This window comes from Sandaracinaceae bacterium, from assembly GCA_016706685.1.
Taxonomy (GTDB): domain Bacteria; phylum Myxococcota_A; class Polyangia; order Polyangiales; family Houyiibacteriaceae; genus JADJJE01.
This window is the reverse complement of record JADJJE010000051.1, coordinates 217,172-240,345: the sequence shown is the minus strand read 5'-3', so window position 1 is coordinate 240,345 and position 23,174 is coordinate 217,172. Positions and strand designations below refer to the sequence as shown.

The following is a 23,174-nucleotide window of genomic DNA, read 5'->3' as shown; positions in this document are numbered from 1 at the left end:
ACGGTGGGCGTGGGTCTATCGCGCGGGCCACCGCGGTCACGCGAAGAGCCGCTCGAGCGCCAGCAGGTCGTCGGCCGGGTCGCCGCCCGGGGCGCTGGGCAGCAGCAGCACGGCGCGCCCGGGCCCGTGCAGCGCGTGCTGGGGCGTGAGCGAACCGTGAGCGAGGCCGCGCTCGTGCAGGGCGTGCAAGGCGGCGCTCAGCTCGGCCTTGATGCGCGCGTGATGCTCGGGCGGAACGGGCTGTGTGAGGGGCACCCCACGCGGGCGCTCGAGTGTGGCCTCGCCGCGCTCGGGGTCCACGTCGAAGACCGCCTGGAGGTGGGGGTGATCGGCGGCGGCCAGCGCGGTGAGGTGCGCGGCACGCGCGGCGTCCACGGGCAGCACCAACACCTCGCGGCCCAGCAGGGTGTCGCGCAGCAAGCGCGCTCCGGGGGGCGCAGGCGCGGCGGCCAGTGCGAGCGCCCCGCGATGGGGCGGAGCTTCCGAGCTCACGGGGCCGCCCGCCGAGCGGGAGTCCACGGGGACGAAGCGCTCGCTGGCCACCGTGGCGGCGCCCGAGGCAGCCTGGGCGGCCGCGCTCGCAGCGGCGGTGGCCGCAGCGGCCAGCTCCCGCGCGCGCTGGGCCTCCGGCGACGCCGTGGCGAGCGCGTCGGTCTCGGGGTCCACCCATGGGAGTGCAGCCAGCAAGTCGTGCAGCGCGTTGGCGTCCTGCACGCGCGCGGCGGCGTCCTTCATCAGCAGCGCGCTCACGAGCGCGTCGTACTGTGTGCCCAGCACGGGCGCGCGCTGTGAGACTAGCGGCGGGGCTTCGTTCAGGTGCTGCGTCACGAAGTCGGGCCCGGCGAAGGGCAGCGTGCCGGTCAGCATCTGGAAGGCCACCACGCCGAGCGCGTAGAGGTCCGTGGCGGCGCTCGGCTGCCCGCCGCCGGTCACCTGCTCGGGCGCCATGTAGGCCAGCGTGCCCACCATGGCCGACGTGAGCGTGGCGCTCAGGTCGGCCAGGTGCGACGCGCCGAAGTCGCCCAGCTTCACCTCGCCAGTCGCCCCGAAGAACACGTTGGCGGGCTTCACGTCGCGGTGCGTGATGCCGCGCTGGTGCACCGCGCGCAGCGCCGCCGTGAGCCCACGCAGCACGTGCGCCACCACGTCGAGAGGCAAGCGCTTGCCCGGGGGCTGGAGGCGCCGCTCGAGCGTGCCGCCCGCCATGAGCTCCATGACCAGGAAGGGCCCTGCCGCGTGGAACTCCATGACGCGCACGATGTTGGGGTGGTCGAGCGCGGTGGCGATGCGCGCCTCACGGGCGAAGCGCGCGTAGGCATCGCGGCCACGCTCGCCGCCGCCGATGGTGAGCACCTTGATGGCCACTTCGCGGTCGTAGAAGGTGTCACGCGCGCGCAGCACGCGGCCCGTGGCGCCGGAGCCCAGCGCTTCCAGCGTGCGGTAGCGCCCGGCCAGCAGCTCGGCCTGCACGCTCTCTTTCTGCAGCGCCGCCAGGCCCTCGCCGTGGCCGTAGTGCTGCTCCAGGAACGCGCGCACCGTCACGGGCACGCCGGGCTCGCGCGCGCCCAGCCGCTCGAGGCAGCGCCCGGCGGCCTCGTCCATCTGCAGGGCCGCGAAGCACGCGACCATCATGCGCAGCGCGCCGGTGGCCTGCTCGGGGTCGGCCTCCGCGCGCTGCAGCGCCGCGATGGCGGGCTTGTAGCGCCCGAAGCTGGCCAGGATGCGGGCCAGACGCAGGGCGGCGCGGGCGTCGTCCGGGGCGTCCTTCAGGCGCAGCTCGTAGAGCTTGCCGGCCTCGCGGTACTCGCCACGAGACTCCTGGCAGCGGGCCGCATCGAACAGCTCGCCGGCGGCCACGAAGGCCTCGGCGGCCGCGCCCAGATCGCCCGCAGACTCGAGCAGGCGGGCCGCGTCGTGGTGGCGCCCGCGGCTGCGCGCGTACTCGGCGGCGGGCAGGCACTGCTGGTCGTCGCCGAGCAGCGCCTCGAGCGCCTGGGCAATCACGCCCGCGTCGTTGGACGCGATGGCGTACTGGTAGGCCAGGTCACGGCGCCCCGCGCTCACGGCCGCGCGCTGCGCCGCAGGCCAGTCCCACACGTCCGCAAACAGCTGCGCCGCGCGCTGCGCATCGCCGGCCGAGAGCGCGAGGGCGGCGGCAGCGCGGTGGTCCCCCTGGCGCGCCAGCTCGGCGATGCGGTCGTTGGGTGTGCTGGTCACGGGGCCAGTGTACCGCCGTCCGTACCGTCCGCGCCGTCTGCTGCGTCATCGGCGTCCGCCTCTTCGTCGCCCTCGCTGTCGTCCACCTCGACCACGTCGGGGATGGCCTGCTCGCCGCGCGCGCGCGCCTCACGGTCGGCCCGCTGCGCCTCGCTGCGCCGCACCTGCCGCTCCCGCGAGCGGCCGCCGGGCTGCGAGGAGTCCACCCAGAAATAGCTGCGGGCGCGGATGTCCACGTGCACGAAGCCGCTGTTGGGGTACTCGCCCACCCCAGCGAAGCCCTGCCGCCGGGCGAAGCGCGCGAGCTGCGCGTTGCTCACCCCGGGCGCCACGATGTCCATGGCGCGCCCCTGCCCGTGGCGGCTGGTGCGGCTGCCGTCGCGGTACCCGCTGATCAGCCACAGGTGCGGCACGCGGAACTCGCGCACGATGCGGTAAGCCAGCTGCATCAGGCGCGGGTGCACGTCGTGCGTGAGCGCGTCACGATAGGTGAACGCCTTGCGCGCCGCGCGCAGCTGATACTCGCTGAACAGGCCCTGCGCGTCGGGGACCAGCGCGTACTCCCCCGGATAGCGCACCGGCCGGAACACCAACGGGGGCGGCGTCTGCGCCTCCCACGCGGCCACGGCCTCGGCGCTGGGCCGCGCGTGCCAACGGACCACCTGGCGGCGGTAGGCGGCGCTGGCGCGGCGGGCACGCGCCCTCATGCTGGACGAGCTGCCGCGCATGGAGGACGACCGCGCCTGCATGCTGGACGAGCGTGGCCGCATGGACGACGAGCGCGACCGCATGGACGAGCTCGCGCGCATGGACGACGACCGCGCCTGCATGCTGGACGACCGCGTGGGGCGCCGCTGCGCCTCGGCCTCCGGATACAGCCCGCCCAGCCCACCGAGCCCGCCCAGCCCACCGAGGAGCGCGAGCCCCAGCGAGAGCGGCGCGAGCAATCCGCGGAGACGAAGCATGGGCCGATGATGTCGCAAGGTCAGCGGGCTGGCGAGCACCGGATGGGGCTAGCCAGACTGCTGCCCCACGGCCTCCGCCATGGCCCTGCGCGCCGCGTCCTGCTCGGCCTCGGTCTTCGAGCGGCCCTCGCCCTCGGTGAAGGCCTCGTCCCCCAGGAACAGCGCCACACGGAAGACCCGCGCGTGGTCGGGCCCTTCCGTCTCGCGCAGCTCGTAGCGCGGCGTGAGCGCGCGGTGCCGCTGGGCCCACTCCTGGAACAGCGTCTTGTGGTCGCGCTCGCCGCGCGTGTCACTCAAGCGCGCCCCCAGCAGGCGCTTCACCAGCGCCGCCGCCGCCTCGAAGCCCGCGTCTTGATGCACGGCGCCCACCAACGCCTCCACCCCGCTGGCCAGCAGGCGCGGCTTGGTGCGCCCGCCGCTCTTCTCTTCGCCCTTCCCGAGCAGCAGCGCCTCGCCCAGGTTCAGCTCGTCGGCCACGGCGTGCAGGCCGCTCTCGCACACCAGCTCGGCGCGCCTCCGGGTGAGCTCGCCCTCGCGCACGTCCGGCAGGCTCTCGTACAGCAGCGCGGTCACCGCGGCGCCCAAGATGGCGTCGCCCAGGAACTCGAGCCGCTCGTTGTGGCGCGGCGCGCGCTCCTTGCGCTCGTTGTGATACGAGCGGTGCGTGAGCGCCTCGTGCAGCAGCCGCGGATCGCGGAAGGCGTGACCGAGGCGACGCGTCAGCTCCACCACGGGGTCCGCCGCGCGCTCACTGCCGAGCGTGACCGGCGCAGGCGACGGGGGAGTGGCGGAGGTGGCGCGGGGTGGCGGATCGTGGCTCACGGGAATGTCGGCGCGGTCGTGGTGTTGAACGGATGCGTCCCCACTCTATGGCTGCGCGCTAGAGTGTGGGCGCCTCGTTCATGCCCGTGTTGTCCCGCCGAGTCCAGCAGCGCTCTCGCCTCCCCCGCCTCCCCCGCGCGGGCATGGGGCTCTTTGCCGCGCTCACGCTCCTGACGCTCACGCACCAGCATGGCTGCGCCGTGGGAGCAGCGCCCGCCCACGCGAGCGCGCCGCCCAGCGACATGCCGGCGTCGGTCATCCCGGCGCCCCGCCGGCCGCGCCCACGTGAGCCCATCGCGCTGCGCACGGACGAGCCCGCAGCCAGCCCCGCCGGGGCCCGCGTGCTCACGCGCCTGGCGAGCATCCGCGCGCGCCTCGTGACCACGCGCTACCAACACCGCACCCTGGTGCGCGAGTCGCGCGGCGAGTACGCCTGGGACTGCTCCGGCATGGTCAGCTGGATCCTGGCGCGTGACGCCCGCAGCGCCCTGCGTGGCCTCGGCCGCGCCCGGCCGGTGGCGCGCAACTACGTGCAGGCCATCGAGCGCGCGCCCACGCACCGCGGCTCGCGCGGCTTTCGGCGCCTCGCGCACCTCACCGAGGCCCGCCCCGGCGACATGTTCGCGTGGCGCCGCCCGCTCGACTGGGGCCCGGGCGCCACCGGCCACGTGGGCTTCATGCTCTCCCGCCCCGAGCCCGTCCCCGAGTGGCCCGGCGCGTTCGTGTTCCGCGCGGCCGACGCCACCAGCTTCGGCCACCAAGACGACACGCGCCCCGATGGAAGCGGCGGCGGCTACGGCGAGGGCACCCTGCTGGTCACCACCGACGGCGCGGGAAACGCCACGGGCTACGGCTGGTACGGGCGGCACTCGGACTGGGTCGTGAGCACCAGCGTGGTGTTCGGGCGGCTGCAATAGCTCTGCGCCCGCGTCAGTTCAGGAGCACGCGCGGCACGGTGCGAGCGGGCTGACTCACCTTGGCCTCACGGGGGCGACGCGTGAAGCGCAGGTAGCCGTCCTGGAGCTTCCCGTAGCGCAGCAGCACGGTGTCCACGAACACGTTCTGGCTGTTCCGCCACGGCGCGGCGCTCCCCTGCAGCGGCATGCCCGAGGCACCGCGCTTCAGGTAGCCGGACTTCAGCGCCACGAAGGGCTCGTCCGTGGCGAAGCCCTCGCTGTGCCCCGGCGTGACCTGCTGGTAGCCATGGCGGTCCATGTGGTTGAGCAGGCGGCACACGAACTCCGCCACCAGGTCGGCCTTGCGCGTCCACGACACGTTCACGTAGCCGAAGATCATCGCCAGGTTCGGGATGTCGGCGAACATGGCCGCGCGGTAGGTGAGCCGCTGGTTCGGGTCCACGCTCACGCCGTCCACCGTGACGGCCACGCCTCCCAGGAGCTGCACCTCGAGGCCGGTCGCCAACACCACGAGATCCGCGGGCAGCGTCTCGCCCGACCGGAGCCGCACGCCGGACTCGGTGAACGTCTCCACCTGGTCCGTCACGATGGACGCGCGCCCCGCGTTGAGCTCCTTGAACAGGTCGCCGTCGGGCACCACGCAGAGGCGCTCGTCCCAAGGGTCGTAGTCCGGCGTGAAGTGCCGCATGGAGACGTCCGGCCCGAGCTGCCGCTCCACCCCGCGCAGTAGCAGCTTGCGCACCGCGGCCGGATAGCGCTGCGACACCTTGTAGAGCCCCAGCTGGAGCGCGGTGTTGCGCAGGCGCGTGATGGCGCCCACGTGCCGCTCCGGGAGCACCCGCTTCAGCGCCGTCACGGTGGCGTCGTGCTTGGGCAGCGACACCATGTACGTGGGCGAGCGCTGCAGCATGGTCACGTGTGAAGCCTGCTTGGTCATGGCGGGGACCAGCGTGACGGCCGTGGCGCCGCTGCCAATCACCACCACGCGCTTGCCGCGGTAGTCGTAGGCCTCGTCCCAGAACTGCGCGTGCACGATGTCCCCCGCGAAGCGCTCGGTGCCCGGGAAGCTTGGCGTGTGGGCCCGGTCGTAGTTGTAGTAGCCCGCGCAGCCCACCACGAAGCCGGCGGTGAACGTGACCTTCTCGTTGGTGGGCTCCACCACGGCGTCCACCGTCCAACGCGCCTCGCGGGACGACCATGACGCGCGCACCACGCGGTGCCGGAAACGCACGCGCTCGAGCACCCCGTACTCACGCGCGGTGTCCTCGATGTAGCTCCGAATGGACTCCGCCTCGGTGATGATGGTGTCGCTCGGCCAAGGCCGGAACGAGTACCCGAGGGTGTGCATGTCGGAGTCGCAGCGGATGCCCGGGTACCGGAAGAAGTCCCAGGTGCCGCCGATCGCTTCGCGCCGCTCCAGCACCAAGAACGACTTCCCTGGGCAGCGCATGGTCAGCTGCGCAGCCGTTCCCACACCGGAGAGTCCGGCCCCGACGATCAGGACATCCACATGAGTTGGCGGCATCAGCGTTGCTCCTTGTTGTTAATGAAGCACAGCCCTGGCAACCGTGCAACAGTTTCATTGCTTGGTTGCTTAATCTGCCGAGGGGCCCCATAGTCCCGCAAACGACAAGGAGTCCGCCATGCAGCTCGACCTCACGCAGATGCTCGCCAAGATCGAAGCCGGTTACTGGCACCTCGACGACGTGGACTGGGACCAGCCCGGCCAGGAGCTCATTCGCGAAGACCAGTACGCGCAGCTGCGCGACTTCATGTGCGACCTGGTGTGGATCGAGCACGTGGGCGCCAAGGGCTTCGCCGCCCTCGCACGGCTGGCGCCCGACCCACAGCTCGTGGCGATCTACCACCACTTCGAGCGCGAGGAAGAGCAGCACGCGCGCGCCGAGCTGGCCCTGATGCGCCGCTGGGGGATGGTGGCGCCGGGTGAGATCCCCGTGGCCAACACCAACGTTCGCCTGGTCATGCAGTGGCTCGACCAGCACGCCGACCAGCTCGACTTCGCCACGCTCACGTGCGTCATCGCCATGCTCGAGGTGGCGCTCGATGGCGCGCTGGTGAAGCTGCTGCTGGACGAGGTGGCCGACCCGGTCTGCCACCAGGTGTTCGCGCTCATCAACCGCGACGAGGCGCGCCACCTGGCCATCGACTTCCACGTCATGGAGCTGGTCGGCATGAACGCGCGGTCCCGACAGGCGCTGAAGTTCGCGGCCAAGACCGTGAAGCCCGTGCATCTGGGAGGCCTGCTGGCCTATGTGCCGCTGCTCTCGCGCATGCGGAACAACCTGATGAAGATGGGCCTCGACGAGGAGCGCCTCTACAAGGCCATCCGGCGCTTCGACGAGGTGGGCAGCCGCAGCCCCGCCACCGAGCGCCTGCCAGCCTACCGCTTCGTGCGAGCCCACGGCCGCATGATGGTGGACCGCAGCCACCCCTATCACTACGTGGCCGACGCGCTCGTGAGCCTGACGGGCGCGATCCCCGAGCGCGCGCTCGGGCCCCTGCCCAGCTGGACGCGCTCACTGCTGGAGCACCCACCGGCAGCTCACGCGCGGCAGATGCAAGCCGCTGCGCAGGCGTGATGGCCGTCGCGCAACCGCATGATGGCTTCGTTGCGAGCTGGAATGCTCGGGAGCATAGTCGCCCGATGAAAGCCGCTCCGCCTCCGCCGCCCATGAGCGCCATCGGGGCTGGCCTGCCACCCCGCCCGCCGGCCACGCTCGATGTCTACTTGGACGCCGCGGAGCGCTGCGTGTCGCGTTACGGCTGGTCGCGTGTGTCGCCCAAGGACATCGCGACGGAGGCGGGCGTCGAGCGCACCACCATCTACCGCAACCTGGGCGCCAAGGAGCAGATCTGGCAGCTGCTCATCGCACGCGAGGTGTACCGGCTCATCGACCGCGCCATGGCGTTCGACACCGGGGCACAGAGTGGCCCCGAGCTCGTGGTGGAGGCGGTCTGCATGGCCGTGGAGCACGTGCTCGCAAACCCCGTCATGGCCAAGGTCATCGCCGACGACCCCGAGCTGGTGGGCGGCTTCTTGCATCGGCAGTTCGCCGACGTGATCGACCGCTTCACCACCACGTTCTCGCCCCTCATCGCGGCGGGCATGGCAGACGGCCGCTTGGCCAAGAGCGACCCCGTGATGCTGACCCAGTGGGTCATCCGCATCGCCATCACGCTGGTGCTCGCGCCCGCGAAGGGGCCCCTGCGGCCGTTCGTGAGCACCATCTTGCTGCCGGCGCTCACGCCGCCCACGTGATCAGATGCCCTCTTGCTTGGTCCACGTCGACTGGCAGATGTCCGTGAGGATGGCGGTCGGGTCGTCCTCGCCCGTGATTCTGTAATTGGCCCCCAGGGTGCCGGGCGTGGCCTCGACGGCGCTCCCTTGGACGAAGTAGCTGTCAGCGTCGGGTTCCTGACGGTCGATGGTGATCGCGTCGCCGCTCAGAGTCGCACTCACTGGAGCGAGGAAGGCATTCCAGAAGCCCGAGATGAGCAGCCCGTCCGGCACCGCGGGGTCGAGCGCGATCTGGACGTTGTACATGTCCGTGCCGCTCGCGTTGCAGGTGTCCGATACCGTCCAATCCCCCACGAACCGGAGGCGCACGTCGACGCATGCGCCCGCTTCACGCTCGAATCCGGGGTCGCAAGCCGCCTCTTCGTCGCAGCCCGCAACGAACGAGGCGCTGAGAGCACACGCAAACACGAAGGCGAGACTCGAGAACTTCACGACGAAACTCCTTGTACGGGTTGAACGGCGCTCGGCAGCTAACACACCCCTCCGGAACGCGTCAATCGGTGGGCGTGGGTTCAATCTCTCAAGGCCCGACCAGCACCTCGCGGGTGACCTGCGCCGCGCGCACCTCGGCGTCGCAGAACGGGAACTCCGGCCACGTGCCCTCGCTGTAGGCGCGCGTCTGGTCCGCGTAGAACGGCGAAGCCGGGTCGCTGCTCTGCGAGTAGGACAGCAGCGCATAGGCCTCTGGGCACTCGCTGTCGTCCCACGTCACCACCTGCATGTAGCTGTTTCCGCCAGTCGGGATGTAGCCCACCCCGTCCACGAGCGTGGACCCCATCGCCGAGAAGCCGAGCTTGCCGTCCATCCCGTGGATGGGGATGCGCTCGTCGCCCACGATTCGGAACTGAAGGTCCTCCCAGGGCGCGTTCATGGGCAGGCTGGCCGTGACCAAGCGGTCCACGCCCGCCGCCAGCGCAGTGCGCAGCGCCTCGATGAGCACGGGGTTGGCGAGGTCGAGGTCGCGCGGCGTGTGGACGGGGTCGTTCGCGTCGAACGGCACGAGCCAGTAGTCATCCGATACGCCCGCGCCGATGACGCCCGTGATGCCGAAGTCGTCCGCGAACCGCACGAACGACTCGTAGAAGATGTGGCCGCCCACGCTCTCGCCCCGAAACCGGCCGTCCCAGCTGCCCAGCAGGGCGCAGGCCTCGGCGTACTGCGCCGTGTTGGCGCCATACGCGTTCCAGTCGGCCACGCCCTCGCAGGCCGTGGTGAACCCGCCGAGGGTGAGCGTGGCCGCGTAGCTCCCGCTGTCGAACATCATGTCTTTCAGCTGCTCGATGTTGATGCCACCCGGACCGCGGCCGTCGGTGCCGTTGATGCGCGCGTCAGCCTCGAGGAACATCTGGCGCGTGCGCACGCGCTGCTCGTAGTCGGTGGGCCCGAGGGCAGGCGTGAAGCCCTCGAAGGGCTGCCGTGGGTTCGCGATCCAGTAGGTGTCGTTGGCGTTCGCCGCATACTCGGTGGTGCGCAGCGTGGGCAGCTGGTCGTAGGGCAGCACGCCCTCTGCGGCCCTGTCCACCGTGATCAGCTCGCACTCCGCGCGTGAGCCATCGAGGGCCATGATGGCGGCGGCGCTGTAGAGGATGTTCCCGAAGTTGCGGCTGGCGCAGCGCTCCCGCAGCTCGGCCGTCACGCCGGGTGTCCGCGTGGCGTCGCCGAAATAGGCCTGACCATCGCGGTCGGCGGCCACGGTGTTCACCCACGGGATGGTCACCGCACGGAGCGCGTCCTCGAACTCGTCCATGTTGCGGGCACGCCCCATCTCCACCCACGCCTCCACCAAGCCCGTGTTCTCGAGGTTGATGTCCGTCACGGCCAGGATCGTGCCCGTGAGGCTGATGGGCCAGCCCCCCGCCAGCGCGCTGAGCGACCCGCCGTTGATCACAGGGCCGTACTCCGTCATGTAGATGGTCTCCGAGCGCGTCTCGACGCTGCCATCGGGCAGGAGGGCCTCGGCGGTGACGGGGATCTGCTCGATCTCGCGCGACTCGCCGTCCACCACGTAGCGAAGCGGGTCGTTCGGGTCGAGCGTGAGCTCGTAGAACACGAAGCGCCGCGTGGCGGACACCGTGTGCGACCACGCCACGTGACCGTTGAAGCCGATGTTGATCACGGGCACGCCATGCAGGCTGGCGCCGGCCACGTCGTACTCGCCGCGGATGGTGATGTGGCTCTGGTACCAGCGCTCGATGCCGGACCACGGGAAGTGCGGGTTGCCCAGCAGCAGGCCGCGGCCGTTGTCCGTCACGTCCGCGCCATAGGCGACGGCGTTGCTGCCCATCTCGGACGGGTCGGTCAGCCCGAGGCGCGCATAGGCTTCTGGGCGCACGTCCAAGGGCGCGCTGAGCGGCTCGCGCAGGGCGGGGTCGAGCGCGGCGGTGGACGCCATGGGGGCGTCGGCGTCGATCATCACGCCCGCCAGCGCCTCGGTGCCGGCTCGGAACGTGAGCTTGCGGTACATCTTGGCGAGGTCCAGCAGCGTGATCTCGCGCGCCCACACTGCGCCCCGGCAGCCCTCGGGGCCTTCCGCGAGGCCGTCCACGCCCACCTCGCGGAAGTGGCGGTTGATGCCCTCCACGTAGCCGTCGAGGGTCTGCCGCGCGTAGCCTGGCAGCTCCCGAACGAACTCGCGCTGGGTCCGGTCGTCGGCGTTGTAGTACCGCCAGATGAAGTCCTGCTTCAGGTTGCCGCCCTCGCCCGGCAGGAAGTAGCGCGCGCTCTCGCCGTTGGACGCCACGATCTCACGCATGACCACGCAGAAGTTGTCCTGCGCATAGGCATAGCCCAGGCCGTAGCCCGCGGAGCCCCAGTCGTCGGCGATGATGTGCGGCACGCCGTAGGCGGTGCGGATGACCTCGACCTCGTAGCGCGCGGGAGAGCTGTCACTGCATGAGGCGAGGCCCAGGGCGAGGCACAGAGAGAGACCGCTGAAGGCCAGCGATCGGATTCGGAGGGAGGACTCTTGAGTACGCATGAGAACACTACGATAGACTATCGTATAACTAGAAGGAGGGGTAAAGCACGTCAGCCAAGTCGAGCGACATTCCATCCTCCAGCGTGGGGAGCGCGGATGGGTACACCCGCAGGGGTAAGCCTTACACTTCCCCACCCTGTGCGTCAATGCAACAAATTCGATGCATGGTTGAGTTTGGGCGGGGAGCGGGAGGTGAGTGTGATCCCCGGTGACGTCCGCTACATTCGCTAGATGCTGAGCGGAGGACGCACCGGCTGGCTGCTGCGGCAAGGAGGTAGGCTCCTGGGGCTGCTGTGCCTGTTGGGCGTCTCGGGCTGCTGCGTGTACCCCTCCGAAAACGACTACGACCGGGGCGATCAAGGCCCACCCGACCAAGGGCCACCGCAGACCCTCGGGTGGTTCACCAACGTGGACGGCGTCGAGGTCTACTCCGCCTGCGACGCTCGCTTCATCGGCACAGCCTGCGGCGTGGTGGACGCCCAGCCCTATTACGCCACCTACGACGGCTGCAACTGGTGCGTGTGCAGCAACGGCGGCGTCAGCTGCACCGCACGCGCGTGCGGAGGTGACCTGGATGGCGGCGTGGCCCAGTCGGACGCGGGCCCGGTGAGCGACGCGGGCGTGGATGGCCCCGAGCCCTGGACCGAAGGGGACTGTGTCCCGTACGAGGACGAGTACGGCTGCCGAGCTCGCCCGACGGGGTGGGAGACGTGGATGCGCGACGCCGAGGGCCGCGTCTTCCGGTCGGCCTGCTTGCCTGCGAGCTCTGTGGCAGCGCCGTGAGTGCCCACAGACTTGCAGACGAGGTCCCGGTCGCGCGCTAGCCTGTTCCCCATGCGCGTGGTCCTGCTCACCCTCCTGATTGCTGGTTGTGGCTCGCCCGCTGCGTCGCCCAGCGCCCCCGGCGAGAGCAGCGCCACGGTCACCGGACCGTCCGACGCCTGCACCGAGGCCTACGACATCACCTCCACGCCGGGCACCACCTTCGGCGACGTGGCGGACGACGCTGTGGTCCCCTGGCCCATCCCCGGCGTGACCTTCACCGCCACCGTGGAGCGCACGGGCAACGCGGTGCGCATCGTGGGCGTGCTCCTCAACACCACGAGCCGCAGCGTGACCGTGGACTACCTCACCGGCGGCGTCATCGGCATCGCCACCAACCCCTTCCAGGTGGACATCGACGTCCAGCCCCTCACAGCCCTCGGCCCCGAGGTCTACCCCAGCCCGCGCCGCGCCACCCTGCCTGCGGGCGGCAACGTGACGTACGTGGTGACGCGCTGCCCGACGTTCCCTGCGCGCGTGCGGTGGACGTTCTCGCCGTGGCGCGGCGCGGCGCTGCAGGGGGACGTGATCGTGCGCTGAGGCGGGCTCGCGTGGCGTTCCTCTCGGAGCGCCGTGTCCTGTACGCTCGAGGCATGTCCGAGCGTCGCAGGGGTCTCTACGAAGTCCTCATCACCGAAGACTTGGAGCAGGAGCTGAGCGCGCTCGACCCTGCGCTCCACGCGCAGCGTCAGTCCCCCGAGAGTGAGGAGATTGCCGACCGCATCGCCCTGCACCTGGCCCGGGTGGTGGAGCGCGAGCTCTATTCCGTGCCCGCCAAGGAACGCGTCGCGGTGAGCGTCAAGGTGGCGCGAGCGCTGCTGGACACGCTGCGCGACCACCGTCCCCGCAAGCCGCAGGACGACCCACGCCCTGTGCAACCGGGCGAGCTGCTGCGCGCCATCCAGCAGCTCCGACCCGATGGCTCGCTCGAGGACATCGCCTCACCGCTCACCCCATTGCTCGACACCACCCTGTTGACCAACGCGCCCGGCGAGCCGCGCGTGGGCCAGCAGGTGCTCAGTGAGATCGACTCGGCGGACCGCATCGACCTAGTGATGGCGTTCATCCGACGGAGCGGTCTCATGCCGTTCGAGGCCGCCCTACGAAAGCACTGTGGAGCGCAGCCAGGAACGCTGCGCGTGCTGACCACCACCTACACCCAGTCCACCGAGCTATCCGCGCTCACGATGCTGCGCGACATCGGGGCAGACGTGCGGGTCTCGTACGACACGAGCGGGACGCGCCTGCACGCCAAGGCATGGCTGTTTCATCGCGACTCGGGGTACTCGACGGCCTTCATCGGCTCCTCGAACCTCACACATTCGGCGCAGGTGACCGGCCTCGAGTGGAACGTGCGGGCTTCGGGGGCGCGAAACGCGGCCGTGGTGGAGAAGGTCAGCGCCGTGTTCGACTCGTACTGGCACGCCGGAGACTTCGTGCCGCTCGACGACGCGCAGTTCCGTGAGCACGCGCGTGCGGCGCAGCAGTCGGGCCCCAAGATCTACCTGAGCCCCGTGGAGCTGCGCCCCGAGCCCTTCCAGGAGCGCATGCTGGAGCAGCTGAGCGTCGCGCGGGCGCGCGGTCAGCACCGCAACCTGATCGTCTCCGCGACGGGCACGGGAAAGACGGTCATGGCGGCCGTCGATTACGCGCGCCTGCGCGAGCACCTGCCGCGCGCACGCCTGCTCTTCGTCGCGCACCGCAAGGAGATCCTCGAGCAGTCGCTGGCCACGTTTCGACACGCGCTCCGCAAGGCCAGCTTCGGGGAGCTGTGGGTCGATGGTCAGCGGCCCGAAGACTTCGAGCACGTCTTCGCATCCATCCAGAGCTTGCACGCGAGCGGCTACGCCAGCCTGGCGCGCGACCACTTCGACGTGGTGGTCATCGACGAGTTCCACCACGCGGCGGCCAAGTCGTATCAAGGCCTGCTCGCGCACCTCGCGCCACGTGAGCTGCTGGCGCTCACCGCCACCCCGGAGCGCAGCGATCAGCTCGACGTGCTGAGCCACTTCGGAGGGCGCATCACGGCCGAGCTGCGGCTCTGGGATGCCATCGACCAGCATCGCCTGGCGCCCTTCGTGTACTACGGTGTCCACGACGGCCTGGACCTCCGCAAGGTCCCCTGGCGTCGCGGTCATGGCTACGACGTCGAGAGCCTCGGGAACGTGATGACGGGCAACGACGTGTGGGCGCGGCACGTGCTGCAGAGCTTGCACGAACACCTCGACGATGCGTCCTCGTTCCGGGCGCTCGGCTTCTGCGTCAGCGTGGACCACGCGCGCTACATGGCGCGCTTCTTCAGCGAGCACGGCATCGAGAGTCGGGCGGTGTGGGGCGAGAGCACGGCCCAGGCGCGTGAGGATGCGCTCGAAGCACTGCGCGAGGGTTCCGTCCGAGTGGTGTTCTCCGTGGACCTATTCAACGAGGGCGTGGACCTGCCGGACGTGGACACGCTCTTGCTGTTGCGCCCCACCGAGAGCGCGACGCTGTTTCTGCAGCAGCTCGGGCGCGGCCTGCGTCGCTCACGCAACAAGGCGGTGTGCACCGTGCTCGACTTCGTGGGCATCCACCGCGCGGAGTTCCGCTTCGATCTCAAGCTGCGCGCGCTGCTCGGTGGCACTCGACGGGAGCTCGAGACCCAGGTGGCGCAGGGCTTTCCGTACCTGCCTGCGGGTTGCCACATGCAGCTCGACCGGGTGTCGCGCGACGTGGTCCTAGAGAGCCTGCGTCGTGCGGTCCCGTCGAATTGGGCCGACAAGGTGAGGGAGCTGCGCGCCCTCGCACAGCAGACGCGGCCTGCCCTGTTGGACTACCTCCGCGAGACCGGTCTCGACCTCGACGACGTCTACTCGGGTGCAAAGAGCTGGAGTGACCTGTGCGCCGACGCGGGGCTGGCTGTCCTGCCCAGCGGTCCACACGAAGTACCGCTGCGCCGCGCCGTGGGGCGCCTGCTTCACGTCGACGACACAGCGCGCATCGAGGCATACACGCGGCTGCTGACGGCCAAGCGCTGCCCGGCATGGAGCAAGCTCAACGGGCGTGACCGGCGATACGCTCGCATGCTGGCGGCGCAGCTGGGTGACCAGGTGTTTCAGAAGGACCAACCCTCGAGCGAAGCCTGGCCCACGCTCTTCGAGCACCCGCAGGTGCTCACTGAGACAGCAGAGCTGATGGCGCTGCTGTCTGAGCAGGTGGATCACGTGCAGGCGCCCCTCGACACACATCCCGACGTCCCGCTCGTCGTTCACGCCCGCTACACCCGCATCGAGATCCTCGCGGCCTTTGGGGTGGGTGACAGCGCCAAGGTCGCCGCGTGGCAGACGGGCGTGCGTCACCTGCCAGAGCAGCGTGCCGACTTGTTGGCCTTCACCCTCGACAAGACCGGCGCCGGCTTCTCCCCCACCACCCGCTATCGCGACTACGCCATCTCGCGCGATCTCATCCACTGGGAGAGCCAAGGCGTCGTCCGGGCTGACGGCGAGACCGGCCGCCGCTACCAGACGCACGTCCGAGACGGCCACAGCATGCTGCTCTTCGCTCGCCTCCACGCCAACGACCGCGCCTTCTGGTTCCTGGGCCCCGCGACCTACGTGGATCACCGCGGCGAGCAGCCCATGGCCATCACCTGGCGCCTCGCCCACTCGCTACCCGGCGACCTCTTCACGCAGTTCGCAGCTGCGGTCGCGTGACTCCGCAGTCGTGGGCATGGCCCGGTGGGTCTGGGTGGTGGTTGGGGGGGTGTTTCTTTCAAGCCGCCTGCCATCCGGACGCTCAGTCCTCGCCCTCTTCCTCCGCCGCCCCCACCACGTACTCCCGCAGCTCCGCACGCTGCGTGACGGTCATCCCCGTCATGTCCGACGTCATGCTGGACGCCATCGCCACCGCGCCGATGTCCGTGCAGTAGACCGTCTCCACGTGGATCTCCATCTCGCCGCCGTCTTCGTTGACCTGCACGCAGCCCTCGAAGGTGCCGCGCGGGGTCTCGATGCGGAGGTTGGTGTTCACCACCTCGGCCTGGCGCTCGTTGCGGGTGGGCCAGCGCTGGCCGACCGTGACGGGGGCGCGCAGCAGCCACGCGCCGGAGTCGGGCAGGTAGATGCCCTCGGGGCGAATCTGGTAGGTCTCGCGCGAGTTCTGGGCGAACAGCGACGACACCACGAACTCGGTGTCGCTCACGGCGGTGACCTGGATGCCGGCGATGGTGGGGCCGTGGCCGTCTTGGTCGTAGGCGTCGTATGTCCAGACGTTGCCTTCGGCCAGCGGCATGAGGCGCGCGGGCTGGTGGCGGGCGGCGATGGGTTCCTCGGCCCCCGCGCCGCCCTTGCAGCCCGCCAGCGCGGCAGCCACCAGCAGGAGGGAGAGCACGAGGCGGCCGGGGCGCGCGAGGCGAGCCGGAAGGGAGCTGCGAAGGTGGGTCATCAGGGGGCGTACCAGAGGGTGGCGATCACGAAGAACAGCAGCGAGAGCCCGAGCACGGCGTACTGCGCTGGGTCCGGGGAGATCTTGCCCAGGAGCGAGAGCGCCTCGCGCGCGGTGTCCGCGTCGGGGTGCTGGGCGAGGGGCTGGGCGATCCGTCGCACCTCACGAAAGTCGCCCGCGTCGAAGGCGCGCTGGGCCGCGCGGAGCGTGCTCACGGTGTCGGACATCCCCAGCTTTGTTGCACATTCCGTCTTGTCGTTCAGCGGAAATGCAGCCCGAGTGATTCCAGGGCTTTACACCCGCGATCCCGGTCCGTAGGGTGGGGAGGTGAGCACTACGTCCCCGTACGCTCCAAATCCCCCTGAACCGATTGGGCCTCGTGCCCCACGACGGTGTGAATCCTTTCGAGGAATCGGGACAGCGAACCACGGGGCGGTTGCCCCCACTTCAGAAACGTCCCTTCTGAGGTCTGGTGCTCTTCGGACCGCCAGAGACCCCGGGACGCCGGCTATAGCCGGGGAGGCGAGCAATATGAACTGTTCAAGTAGATTCGGGCTCTCACTGCGAACGGGCCTGACGAGCTAACTAGCTCGTACGGGACGCTCCCAGCTGAGGGCCCCCGAAAGCTCAGACGGGCGGGACATCTTCGGGTGTTCCGCCCGTCCCTTTTCCGTCGCGGCTCCAGATGTCGCCGACAACGAACGTAGACGTTGACGTTGACGTAGACGTGGTCGTAGCCGTACTCGTGCTCGTTGACGTGCTCGTGCTCGTGCTCGTACTCGCCGACATCGATGTCGACCGACAGCCACTCTCGCCGCCCCGAGCCGACACCTGCTCCATCGATTCCGCGGCCATTGCCACAGACTGCTCCAAAACGATTCTCCGCGGCTACGTGGAGTTCCCAATCGCACGCGGCTCGGCGATGCGCGGCGGGGGGTGGGGACTCGAGTACGAGCACGAGCACGAGCACGTCAACGAGCACGAGTACGGCTACGACCACGTCTACGTCTACGACCACGTCTACGTTCGGCGATGAACGGGGCCCTCCGGGCCCCCGGCGGCCCCTAAGGCACCTGCGACATGCGCGTGCCCTGCACCTCGCCGCGCTCTCCCGTGGGCACCCACACGTGCTCGCAGCGGGCAGTGCCGGCGCTCAGGTCCACCAGCAGGCGCACGTGGTGCCGAGCGCTCACCGGCCCGCCGCGCTTGTCCCGGCGATGCCGCGGCACGTCGGCCGCGTTCAGGTGCAGGGTGCCGTCCTCCAGCACGTGGTCCGTGCGCCAGCCGCCCCCGCGCAGCGAGAGGTGCATGTGGCCCGACACCACGGCCAGAACGCGCCGGCCCTGCGCCTTCGCGTGCTGCAGGGCCGCGCGCAGGTCGGGGTCACCCCAGTCGCCCTCGTCGCGGTGGAAGTCACGCCCCGCGATGTCGGTGCGCGTGGCCCCGTGCCCCGTGCAGGCGTTGTGCGCCAGGAACACCAGCAGCGCGTCCGGCGGGGTCTGGTCCACACAGGCGGTCAGGCGCGCCACCGAGTCCTCCATGGTCTTCACGCCAAAGCGCGTGCTCAGCTGCGGCACGAACGCGAGCGAAGGGCCGCCCATGGAGTGCGGGCGCGCCACCACCACGTACAGCCGCTCGTTCACCGGGTGCACGCTGTAGCCGCCCAGCGTCACGGGCCCGAGCGCCTGGCTCAGCGCGTCCACGCGCGCGTGCTGGCCCACGCTCAGCAGCGTGCGCAGCAGCTTGGCCTGCGGGATGGCCTCCGAGATGAGCTGCGCCGCGTGCACCGCGTCGTGGTTCCCGGCGATGGCGATGGCTGGCGTGCGCAGCGCAGCCACGCGGCGCGCCACCACCGCGGCGTCGTTCGCGCGGTAGCTGCCGAGGTCACCCGTGATCAGGATCAAGTCGTAGCCTTGGGCGTCGAGAGCGAGGGCGTCCTCTTCGTCCCATTGCTGGTGAACGTCGCCTACCACGCCAATTCGAAAGACCTCACTCGCCATCAACCGCTGTGCTCACTCGGCCGCCAGCACCTCACGCAGGCGCTTCATCTCGGCCAGTTGCTCAGAGGATACCTTCGGAAACTTGAGCTTCAAGCCCTCCATGGTCTCGCGCACCAAACGCGCGATCTCGCGGCGCATGAAGGCCTTGTCGTCGGCCGGGATGGCGTACCACGGCGCCCACGGCGTGGACGTGCTGCGCAGCGTGTCCTCGAAGGCGTGCATGTACTGCGGCCACAGCGCGCGCTCGCGCAGGTCCCGCGGGTCGAACTTCCAGTTGCTGTCGGGCTCGTCGATGCGAGCCAGGAGGCGCACACGCTGCTCCTCCTTCGACACGTTCAGGAAGAACTTGAGGATGACCGTGCCGTTGCGCGCCAGGTGCTTCTCGAACTCGTTGATGGACTCGTGCCTGTGCTTCCAGACGTCGGCGCCGCTGGCCTTCGGCGTGGGCAGGTTCTGCGCCTCGAGGTAGGGCGGGTGCACGCGCACGGCCAGCACCTCTTCGTAGTGGCTGCGGTTGAACACGCCGATGCGCCCGCGCTCCGGCAGCGCCTGGCTGACGCGCCACAAGAAGTCGTGGTCGAGCTCCTTGCTGGACGGCGACTTGAACGCCTGCACGTTGCAGCCTGCCGGGTTCACGCCGCTCAAGAGCGCGCGGATGGTGCCGTCCTTGCCGGCCGCGTCCATGGCCTGGAACACCAGGAGCACGCTGTGCCGGTCCGCCGCGTAGAGCCGCTCCTGCAGCTCGGAGATGACCTTCACGTGCTCTTTGAGGGCCTGCTGGTTCTCCTTCTTGGCGTCATCGCCGCGCATGTCCTTGGGGGGCTTGGTGGGCGCCTTGCGGATGCGGAAGCTGCCGTCGGTGGGGACCTGGTACTCCGACGTGGGAGGCGTGAACAGGATGCGTGCCATCCCGCGAGGGTACCGTTGCCGTGGCCACGCGCCTACCGCGAAGCGCACGCATGCGCCGTCGTCCACCATTTAGTTGCCTAGGAAACCATATGCCGTCATGGTGAATTGGAGGTCAGCATGAACCCCACCCAGCGAGAGACGGCCGAGCGCTGCATGCACGCGGCTCACGACGGCACCATGAGCTTCCCCGCCATCATCGGCGCCCTGCTGGAAGCGGGCTTCGAGGGCTACCACGTGGACTACCGGCGTGGCGTCGTCACCTACCACCTCCCCAACGGCGAGGGCGCCGAGGTGGCCGCTCACGACATCGCGGGCCCCGTAGCGCCGGCCTTCGAGGCCAGCATCGTGGAGCAGGCCGTGCGCGAGGCGCAGGCCAACGCCCCCGGCTACACGTACCTGGGCTTCTGCAGCAAGGTGCGCGGCGCCGGCTGCGCGGGCTACCTGGTGTCGTTCCTCGGCAAGCGCGTGGTCTACTACGGGCGCACCGCCGAGACCCACGTGGAGCTCTTCCCCAAGGCCCCGGAGTGACCAGCGCGCTCGAAGCCCACCTGGGCTACTGGCTGCGCTTCGTGTCCAACCACGTGTCGCACGCCTTCAAGACCAAGGTGGAAGCGCAAGGCGTCACCGTGGCCGAGTGGGTGGTGCTGCGCTGGCTCTTCGACCATGCCAGCGCGCGCCCCAGCCAGCTGGCCGAGGGCGTGGGCCTCACGCGCGGGGCCGTCTCGAAGCTGGTGGACCGCCTGGTGGCCAAGCGCCTAGTCACGTGCGTGGCCGACGAGCACGACCGTCGGGCCCAGCGAGTCGCCCTCGCGGCTGCGGGTCGCCGCCTGGTGCCGCAGCTCGCGGCCTTGGCCGACCAGAACGACGCAGAGGCCTTTGGCCACCTGGACGCGGACGAGCGTGCGGCCCTGCTCGCCACGCTGCAGCGCGTGGCCCAGCATCATGGTCTGCGTGGAGCGCCGCTCGAGTAGGCCGCTGCCCGCTCAGCGCAGCAGCCCGGGCACGCCGTACTTGGCGATGCACCAGGCGATGCGCGCGGCGTCGAGCGGGCCCAGCTTCTTGCCCGCCGCATACCCGCGCGGCTCGTAGCGGATGGGCACCTCCACGATGCGGCAGCCCTGCTGCGCCACCTTGATGGCCAGCTCTTGGTCCATGCCGAAGCCCGGCTCGCGCAGCTCGAGGCCCAGCAGGATGTCGCGCCGCACCAGCTTGTAGCAGGTGTGCACGTCCGTGAACTTCATGGGCGTGACGGCGTTGCTCATGGCCGTGAACACGCCGTTGGCGCGCGTGTGCCAGCTGCGGCGCAGCGCGGGGGCGGCGTGCAGGTAGCGGCTGCCGAACACCACCTCGGCGCGGTCGTCCAGCAGCGGCTCCAGCAGCTTGGGCAGCTCGTTGGGGTCGTACTCCGCGTCGGCGTCCTGGATGACCACGTACTGCCCGCGCGCGTGCGCGAAGCCCGTGCGGCACGCGGCCCCCTTGCCCTGGTTGAAGGGCTGGAAGATCACGCGCACCCGCGGGTGCTCGCTGTAGTGCTGGTGCAGCAGCGTGCGCGTGGCGTCCACCGAGCCGTCGTCCACCACGATGAGCTCGAGGTCGAGCGGCACGGCCAGCACGCGCTCGATGGTGGCCAGCACCGTGGCCTCCTCGTTGTAGGCGGGCATGACCACGCTGAGCACGGGCGCGCGCTCGCTCTCGGGAGTGGGATCGGGCTGCGCGGGCGACGTCACGGAGCCCGCTTTCTATCAGCGTGGCTCGCGGGAGTCGACCACCGCAGCTGAATCCTCCTCCCACGTGGACGTGGAGGAACGTTGACGTTGACGTGGACGTGGACGTCCTCGTGCTCGTTGACGTGCTCGTGCTCGTGCTCGTATTCGTGGCCTCGACGACGAAGGCGACGACCCAGGGCTCGACAGAGCTCGGCCGATCCTCACCATAGCCCTTGATTCAAGGCTCATTTAGCACCCCGGACTGAAGTTACTGAAGTTCGGGGGCAGCATCCCAGGCCCCGAATGAAGCGGAAGTCCCCCCTTCGTGGAGGACTGCGCTCACGAAATTCGGCGGCCCCTCGGGTCCCGAGCTCGAGTCGTCCGAGCACCACCGCGACAACGGAGCCAGCTTCTCGACTTCGCAGTCCGCCCCCGGAGGGGGGGACTTCCGCTCCTGCCCAGGCCTGGGATGCTGCCCCGGGTTTCAACCGTTTCAACCCGGGGTGCCAATTGTCCTTGTTTTTTGGACTAATTCCCGATCCAAGCGGCCCAGCGCATCAGTGCCAGAGAGCTCGGCTGGGTCGCGCTCACGGGGTCGTCGCCGTCAAGGCCGACGAGTACGAGCACGAGCACGAGCACGTCAACGAGCACGAGGACGACCACGTCAACGTCCACGACTACGACTACGACTACGTGGGCCGTGATCGCGGGCTTTGGCTAGTTGCTCTTCGGCTTCACCCGCCGGAACGGGTGCAGGAACGACGCGAGCCCGCCCGGGGCGCGCGTGGAGATCCACAGGCGGCCCTGCCCCTGGAAGCGGCAGACCAGACCCTCGCCGCCGAGGAACAGGCTCTTGAGGCCGCCCACCTTGGTGACCTGGTAGTTGAGGCCGGTGGTGAAGCCCACCACGTGGTCGGTGTCCACGATGTACCCGGCGGGGCCCACGTCCACCGCGTGGATGCCGCCGAAGGCGTTGAAGAAGAGCGGGCCGTGGCCCGAGCACTTGAGCAGGAAGAAGCCGGTGCCGCTGAAGAAGCCCTTGGCGCCGCCCCACTTGGTGTCGAGGTTCACCGTGGGCGCCGACGCCAGGTAGGCCCCCGAGTTGAGCATGAGCTCGTGCTGCCCGTTCATGTCCAGGTTCACGATGTCGCCCTCGGGCGCGGGCGCGAGCCAGATGCTCTGCCCGGCCTGCGTGGCCGTGAACGTGTTCTGGAAGAGGCTCTCGCCGCCCAGCATCTTGCGCTTGAGCGCGCCGCCCAAGCCCCCCTGGATGGAGCTCTTCATCTCGATGCCGGCGTCACGCGCCACCATGGCGCCCGACTCCGCGATGAGCTGCTCACCGGGTTGATCGAAGCGCACCTGAATGACGGCGAAGTCGGGCTTGTCCACCAGCTGGTACTGCATGCTCAGGCCTCCCGCGGGGGCAGCATGGCCCCCACGCCGCGCCCGTATTCCACGGGGTTGCGGGTTTGAATCCAGATGCGGCCCTGGCCGCTGAAGTGACACACCAGGCCCTCGCCCGAGAGGAAGCTGTCGAGCCAGCCCTCGGCGCTCTTGCCCACCTTGTACTGGAGGCCCGCGTCCCACGCGACCAGGTGCCCCGTGTCGATGACGATGTTGCCGTCGCAGCGCAGCTCTTGGATGCCGCCGAAGGCCCCCACCAGCAGCTGGCCGGGGGCCGACGCGGTGGCTTTGAGCACGAAGACGCCCTCGCCGGCGAAGAAGCTGCGGAAGCCGCCCACCTTGGTGTCGATGTTCACGCCGGCGGAGCTAGCGATGTAGCTGGCCGACTGCACGAAGTAGCCCTCGGCGTTCATGTCGAGCGCGATCATGTCGCCGCACAGCACCTGGCCCAGCAGCACCTCGCCGGGGCCGCCCTGCGCGGTGAAGGTGTTGCGGAAGAACGACTCGCCGCCGAACAGGCGCTTCAAGCCCGCCTTCATGCCGCCCGCGCTCGTCTCCATGTGCACGTTGGTGGACATGCCCACCATGGCGCCGGACTCGGCCACCAGCTGCTCCCCGGGGGCGAGGACCGCCCGCGCCATGGACTGGCCGGGCCTGTATGCGATCTCGAATTGCATGCTTGAGACTCCGCGCTGGG

Annotated in this window: 22 protein-coding genes; 9 read left to right on the top strand and 13 right to left on the bottom strand. The window is 69.9% G+C overall.

Annotated features, from left to right (window positions below):
- Positions 1–36 precede the first annotated feature (36 nt).
- The 3 genes from IPI43_31660 to rnc are packed head-to-tail and all read right to left on the bottom strand — an operon-like array spanning position 37 to position 3,914.
- Entirely contained in the window at positions 37–2,217 is a 2,181-nt protein-coding gene (locus IPI43_31660; protein MBK7778622.1) for a protein kinase, read from the bottom strand.
- On the bottom strand, positions 2,214–3,182 hold the full coding sequence (locus tag IPI43_31655) for a DUF882 domain-containing protein (protein ID MBK7778621.1): 969 nt from the start codon (positions 3,180–3,182) through the stop codon (positions 2,214–2,216). The genes IPI43_31660 and IPI43_31655 overlap by 4 nt, the downstream gene beginning before the upstream one ends.
- Before the next feature lie 48 nt (positions 3,183–3,230).
- Positions 3,231–3,914: a ribonuclease III gene (rnc, locus tag IPI43_31650; protein MBK7778620.1), complete on the bottom strand. Its 684-nt coding sequence runs from the start codon at positions 3,912–3,914 to the stop codon at positions 3,231–3,233.
- A 233-nt stretch (positions 3,915–4,147) separates the two neighbouring features.
- On the opposite strand from rnc, the gene IPI43_31645 reads away from it, so the two are divergent.
- Positions 4,148–4,921, top strand: a complete 774-nt coding sequence (locus IPI43_31645) for a hypothetical protein (GenBank protein MBK7778619.1) — start codon at positions 4,148–4,150, stop codon at positions 4,919–4,921.
- Positions 4,922–4,934: 13 nt separating this feature from the next.
- On the opposite strand, the gene IPI43_31640 is transcribed toward IPI43_31645, so the two are convergent.
- Positions 4,935–6,446 carry an NAD(P)/FAD-dependent oxidoreductase gene (locus IPI43_31640; protein ID MBK7778618.1) on the bottom strand — a complete coding sequence of 504 codons (1,512 nt, stop codon included), beginning with the start codon at positions 6,444–6,446 and terminating at the stop codon, positions 4,935–4,937.
- A gap of 118 nt (positions 6,447–6,564) precedes the next feature.
- Here IPI43_31640 and IPI43_31635 point away from each other — a divergent pair, with 118 nt between their 5' ends.
- Positions 6,565–7,521, top strand: coding sequence for a ferritin-like domain-containing protein (locus tag IPI43_31635; GenBank protein ID MBK7778617.1), 957 nt, complete (start codon positions 6,565–6,567; stop codon positions 7,519–7,521).
- 65 nt (positions 7,522–7,586) lie between these two features.
- On the top strand, positions 7,587–8,201 hold the full coding sequence (locus IPI43_31630; GenBank protein ID MBK7778616.1) for a TetR/AcrR family transcriptional regulator: 615 nt from the start codon (positions 7,587–7,589) through the stop codon (positions 8,199–8,201).
- Here the strand turns inward: IPI43_31630 and IPI43_31625 are convergent, their stop codons facing one another.
- Positions 8,202–8,672, bottom strand: a complete 471-nt coding sequence (locus IPI43_31625) for a hypothetical protein (GenBank protein MBK7778615.1) — start codon at positions 8,670–8,672, stop codon at positions 8,202–8,204.
- Between the two features lie 88 nt (positions 8,673–8,760).
- On the bottom strand, positions 8,761–11,217 hold the full coding sequence (locus tag IPI43_31620; protein ID MBK7778614.1) for a penicillin acylase family protein: 2,457 nt from the start codon (positions 11,215–11,217) through the stop codon (positions 8,761–8,763).
- Between the two features lie 231 nt (positions 11,218–11,448).
- On the opposite strand from IPI43_31620, the gene IPI43_31615 reads away from it, so the two are divergent.
- From IPI43_31615 to IPI43_31605, 3 genes are read left to right on the top strand one after another with little or no spacing between them, the layout of a single operon-like run.
- Positions 11,449–12,000, top strand: coding sequence for a hypothetical protein (locus IPI43_31615; GenBank protein ID MBK7778613.1), 552 nt, complete (start codon positions 11,449–11,451; stop codon positions 11,998–12,000).
- A 51-nt stretch (positions 12,001–12,051) separates the two neighbouring features.
- Positions 12,052–12,579, top strand: a complete 528-nt coding sequence (locus tag IPI43_31610; GenBank protein MBK7778612.1) for a hypothetical protein — start codon at positions 12,052–12,054, stop codon at positions 12,577–12,579.
- A 53-nt stretch (positions 12,580–12,632) separates the two neighbouring features.
- The gene (locus IPI43_31605; protein MBK7778611.1) at positions 12,633–15,728 is read left to right on the top strand and encodes a DUF3427 domain-containing protein; all 3,096 of its coding nucleotides are present in this window, start codon (positions 12,633–12,635) and stop codon (positions 15,726–15,728) included.
- A gap of 82 nt (positions 15,729–15,810) precedes the next feature.
- On the opposite strand, the gene IPI43_31600 is transcribed toward IPI43_31605, so the two are convergent.
- A complete protein-coding gene (locus IPI43_31600) occupies positions 15,811–16,458 on the bottom strand; it encodes a hypothetical protein (protein MBK7778610.1) in 648 nt (215 codons plus the stop codon).
- A complete protein-coding gene (locus IPI43_31595) occupies positions 16,458–16,685 on the bottom strand; it encodes a hypothetical protein (GenBank protein ID MBK7778609.1) in 228 nt (75 codons plus the stop codon). Before IPI43_31595 ends, IPI43_31600 begins: the two co-directional genes overlap by 1 nt.
- Before the next feature lie 458 nt (positions 16,686–17,143).
- Between IPI43_31595 and IPI43_31590 the strand changes: the two genes are divergently transcribed.
- Positions 17,144–17,494, top strand: coding sequence for a hypothetical protein (locus IPI43_31590; protein ID MBK7778608.1), 351 nt, complete (start codon positions 17,144–17,146; stop codon positions 17,492–17,494).
- Between the two features lie 28 nt (positions 17,495–17,522).
- Here the strand turns inward: IPI43_31590 and IPI43_31585 are convergent, their stop codons facing one another.
- Together IPI43_31585 and IPI43_31580 are read right to left on the bottom strand one after the other, a co-directional pair.
- Positions 17,523–18,458 carry a metallophosphoesterase family protein gene (locus IPI43_31585; protein ID MBK7778607.1) on the bottom strand — a complete coding sequence of 312 codons (936 nt, stop codon included), beginning with the start codon at positions 18,456–18,458 and terminating at the stop codon, positions 17,523–17,525.
- A 12-nt stretch (positions 18,459–18,470) separates the two neighbouring features.
- Complete coding sequence (locus IPI43_31580; GenBank protein MBK7778606.1) at positions 18,471–19,367, bottom strand: polyphosphate kinase 2 family protein; 897 nt, start codon at positions 19,365–19,367, stop codon at positions 18,471–18,473.
- A 117-nt stretch (positions 19,368–19,484) separates the two neighbouring features.
- Between IPI43_31580 and IPI43_31575 the strand changes: the two genes are divergently transcribed.
- On the top strand, positions 19,485–19,895 hold the full coding sequence (locus IPI43_31575; GenBank protein ID MBK7778605.1) for a DUF1398 family protein: 411 nt from the start codon (positions 19,485–19,487) through the stop codon (positions 19,893–19,895).
- Entirely contained in the window at positions 19,892–20,338 is a 447-nt protein-coding gene (locus tag IPI43_31570; GenBank protein ID MBK7778604.1) for a winged helix-turn-helix transcriptional regulator, read from the top strand. Before IPI43_31575 ends, IPI43_31570 begins: the two co-directional genes overlap by 4 nt.
- Before the next feature lie 12 nt (positions 20,339–20,350).
- On the opposite strand, the gene IPI43_31565 is transcribed toward IPI43_31570, so the two are convergent.
- From IPI43_31565 to IPI43_31555, 3 genes are all read right to left on the bottom strand, one after another.
- Positions 20,351–21,094 carry a glycosyltransferase family 2 protein gene (locus IPI43_31565; GenBank protein MBK7778603.1) on the bottom strand — a complete coding sequence of 248 codons (744 nt, stop codon included), beginning with the start codon at positions 21,092–21,094 and terminating at the stop codon, positions 20,351–20,353.
- Between the two features lie 696 nt (positions 21,095–21,790).
- Positions 21,791–22,477 (bottom strand): TIGR00266 family protein, encoded by a 687-nt coding sequence (locus IPI43_31560; protein ID MBK7778602.1) that lies wholly within the window; start codon positions 22,475–22,477, stop codon positions 21,791–21,793.
- Between the two features lie 2 nt (positions 22,478–22,479).
- Positions 22,480–23,154: a TIGR00266 family protein gene (locus IPI43_31555; protein ID MBK7778601.1), complete on the bottom strand. Its 675-nt coding sequence runs from the start codon at positions 23,152–23,154 to the stop codon at positions 22,480–22,482.
- Positions 23,155–23,174: the final 20 nt, after the last annotated feature.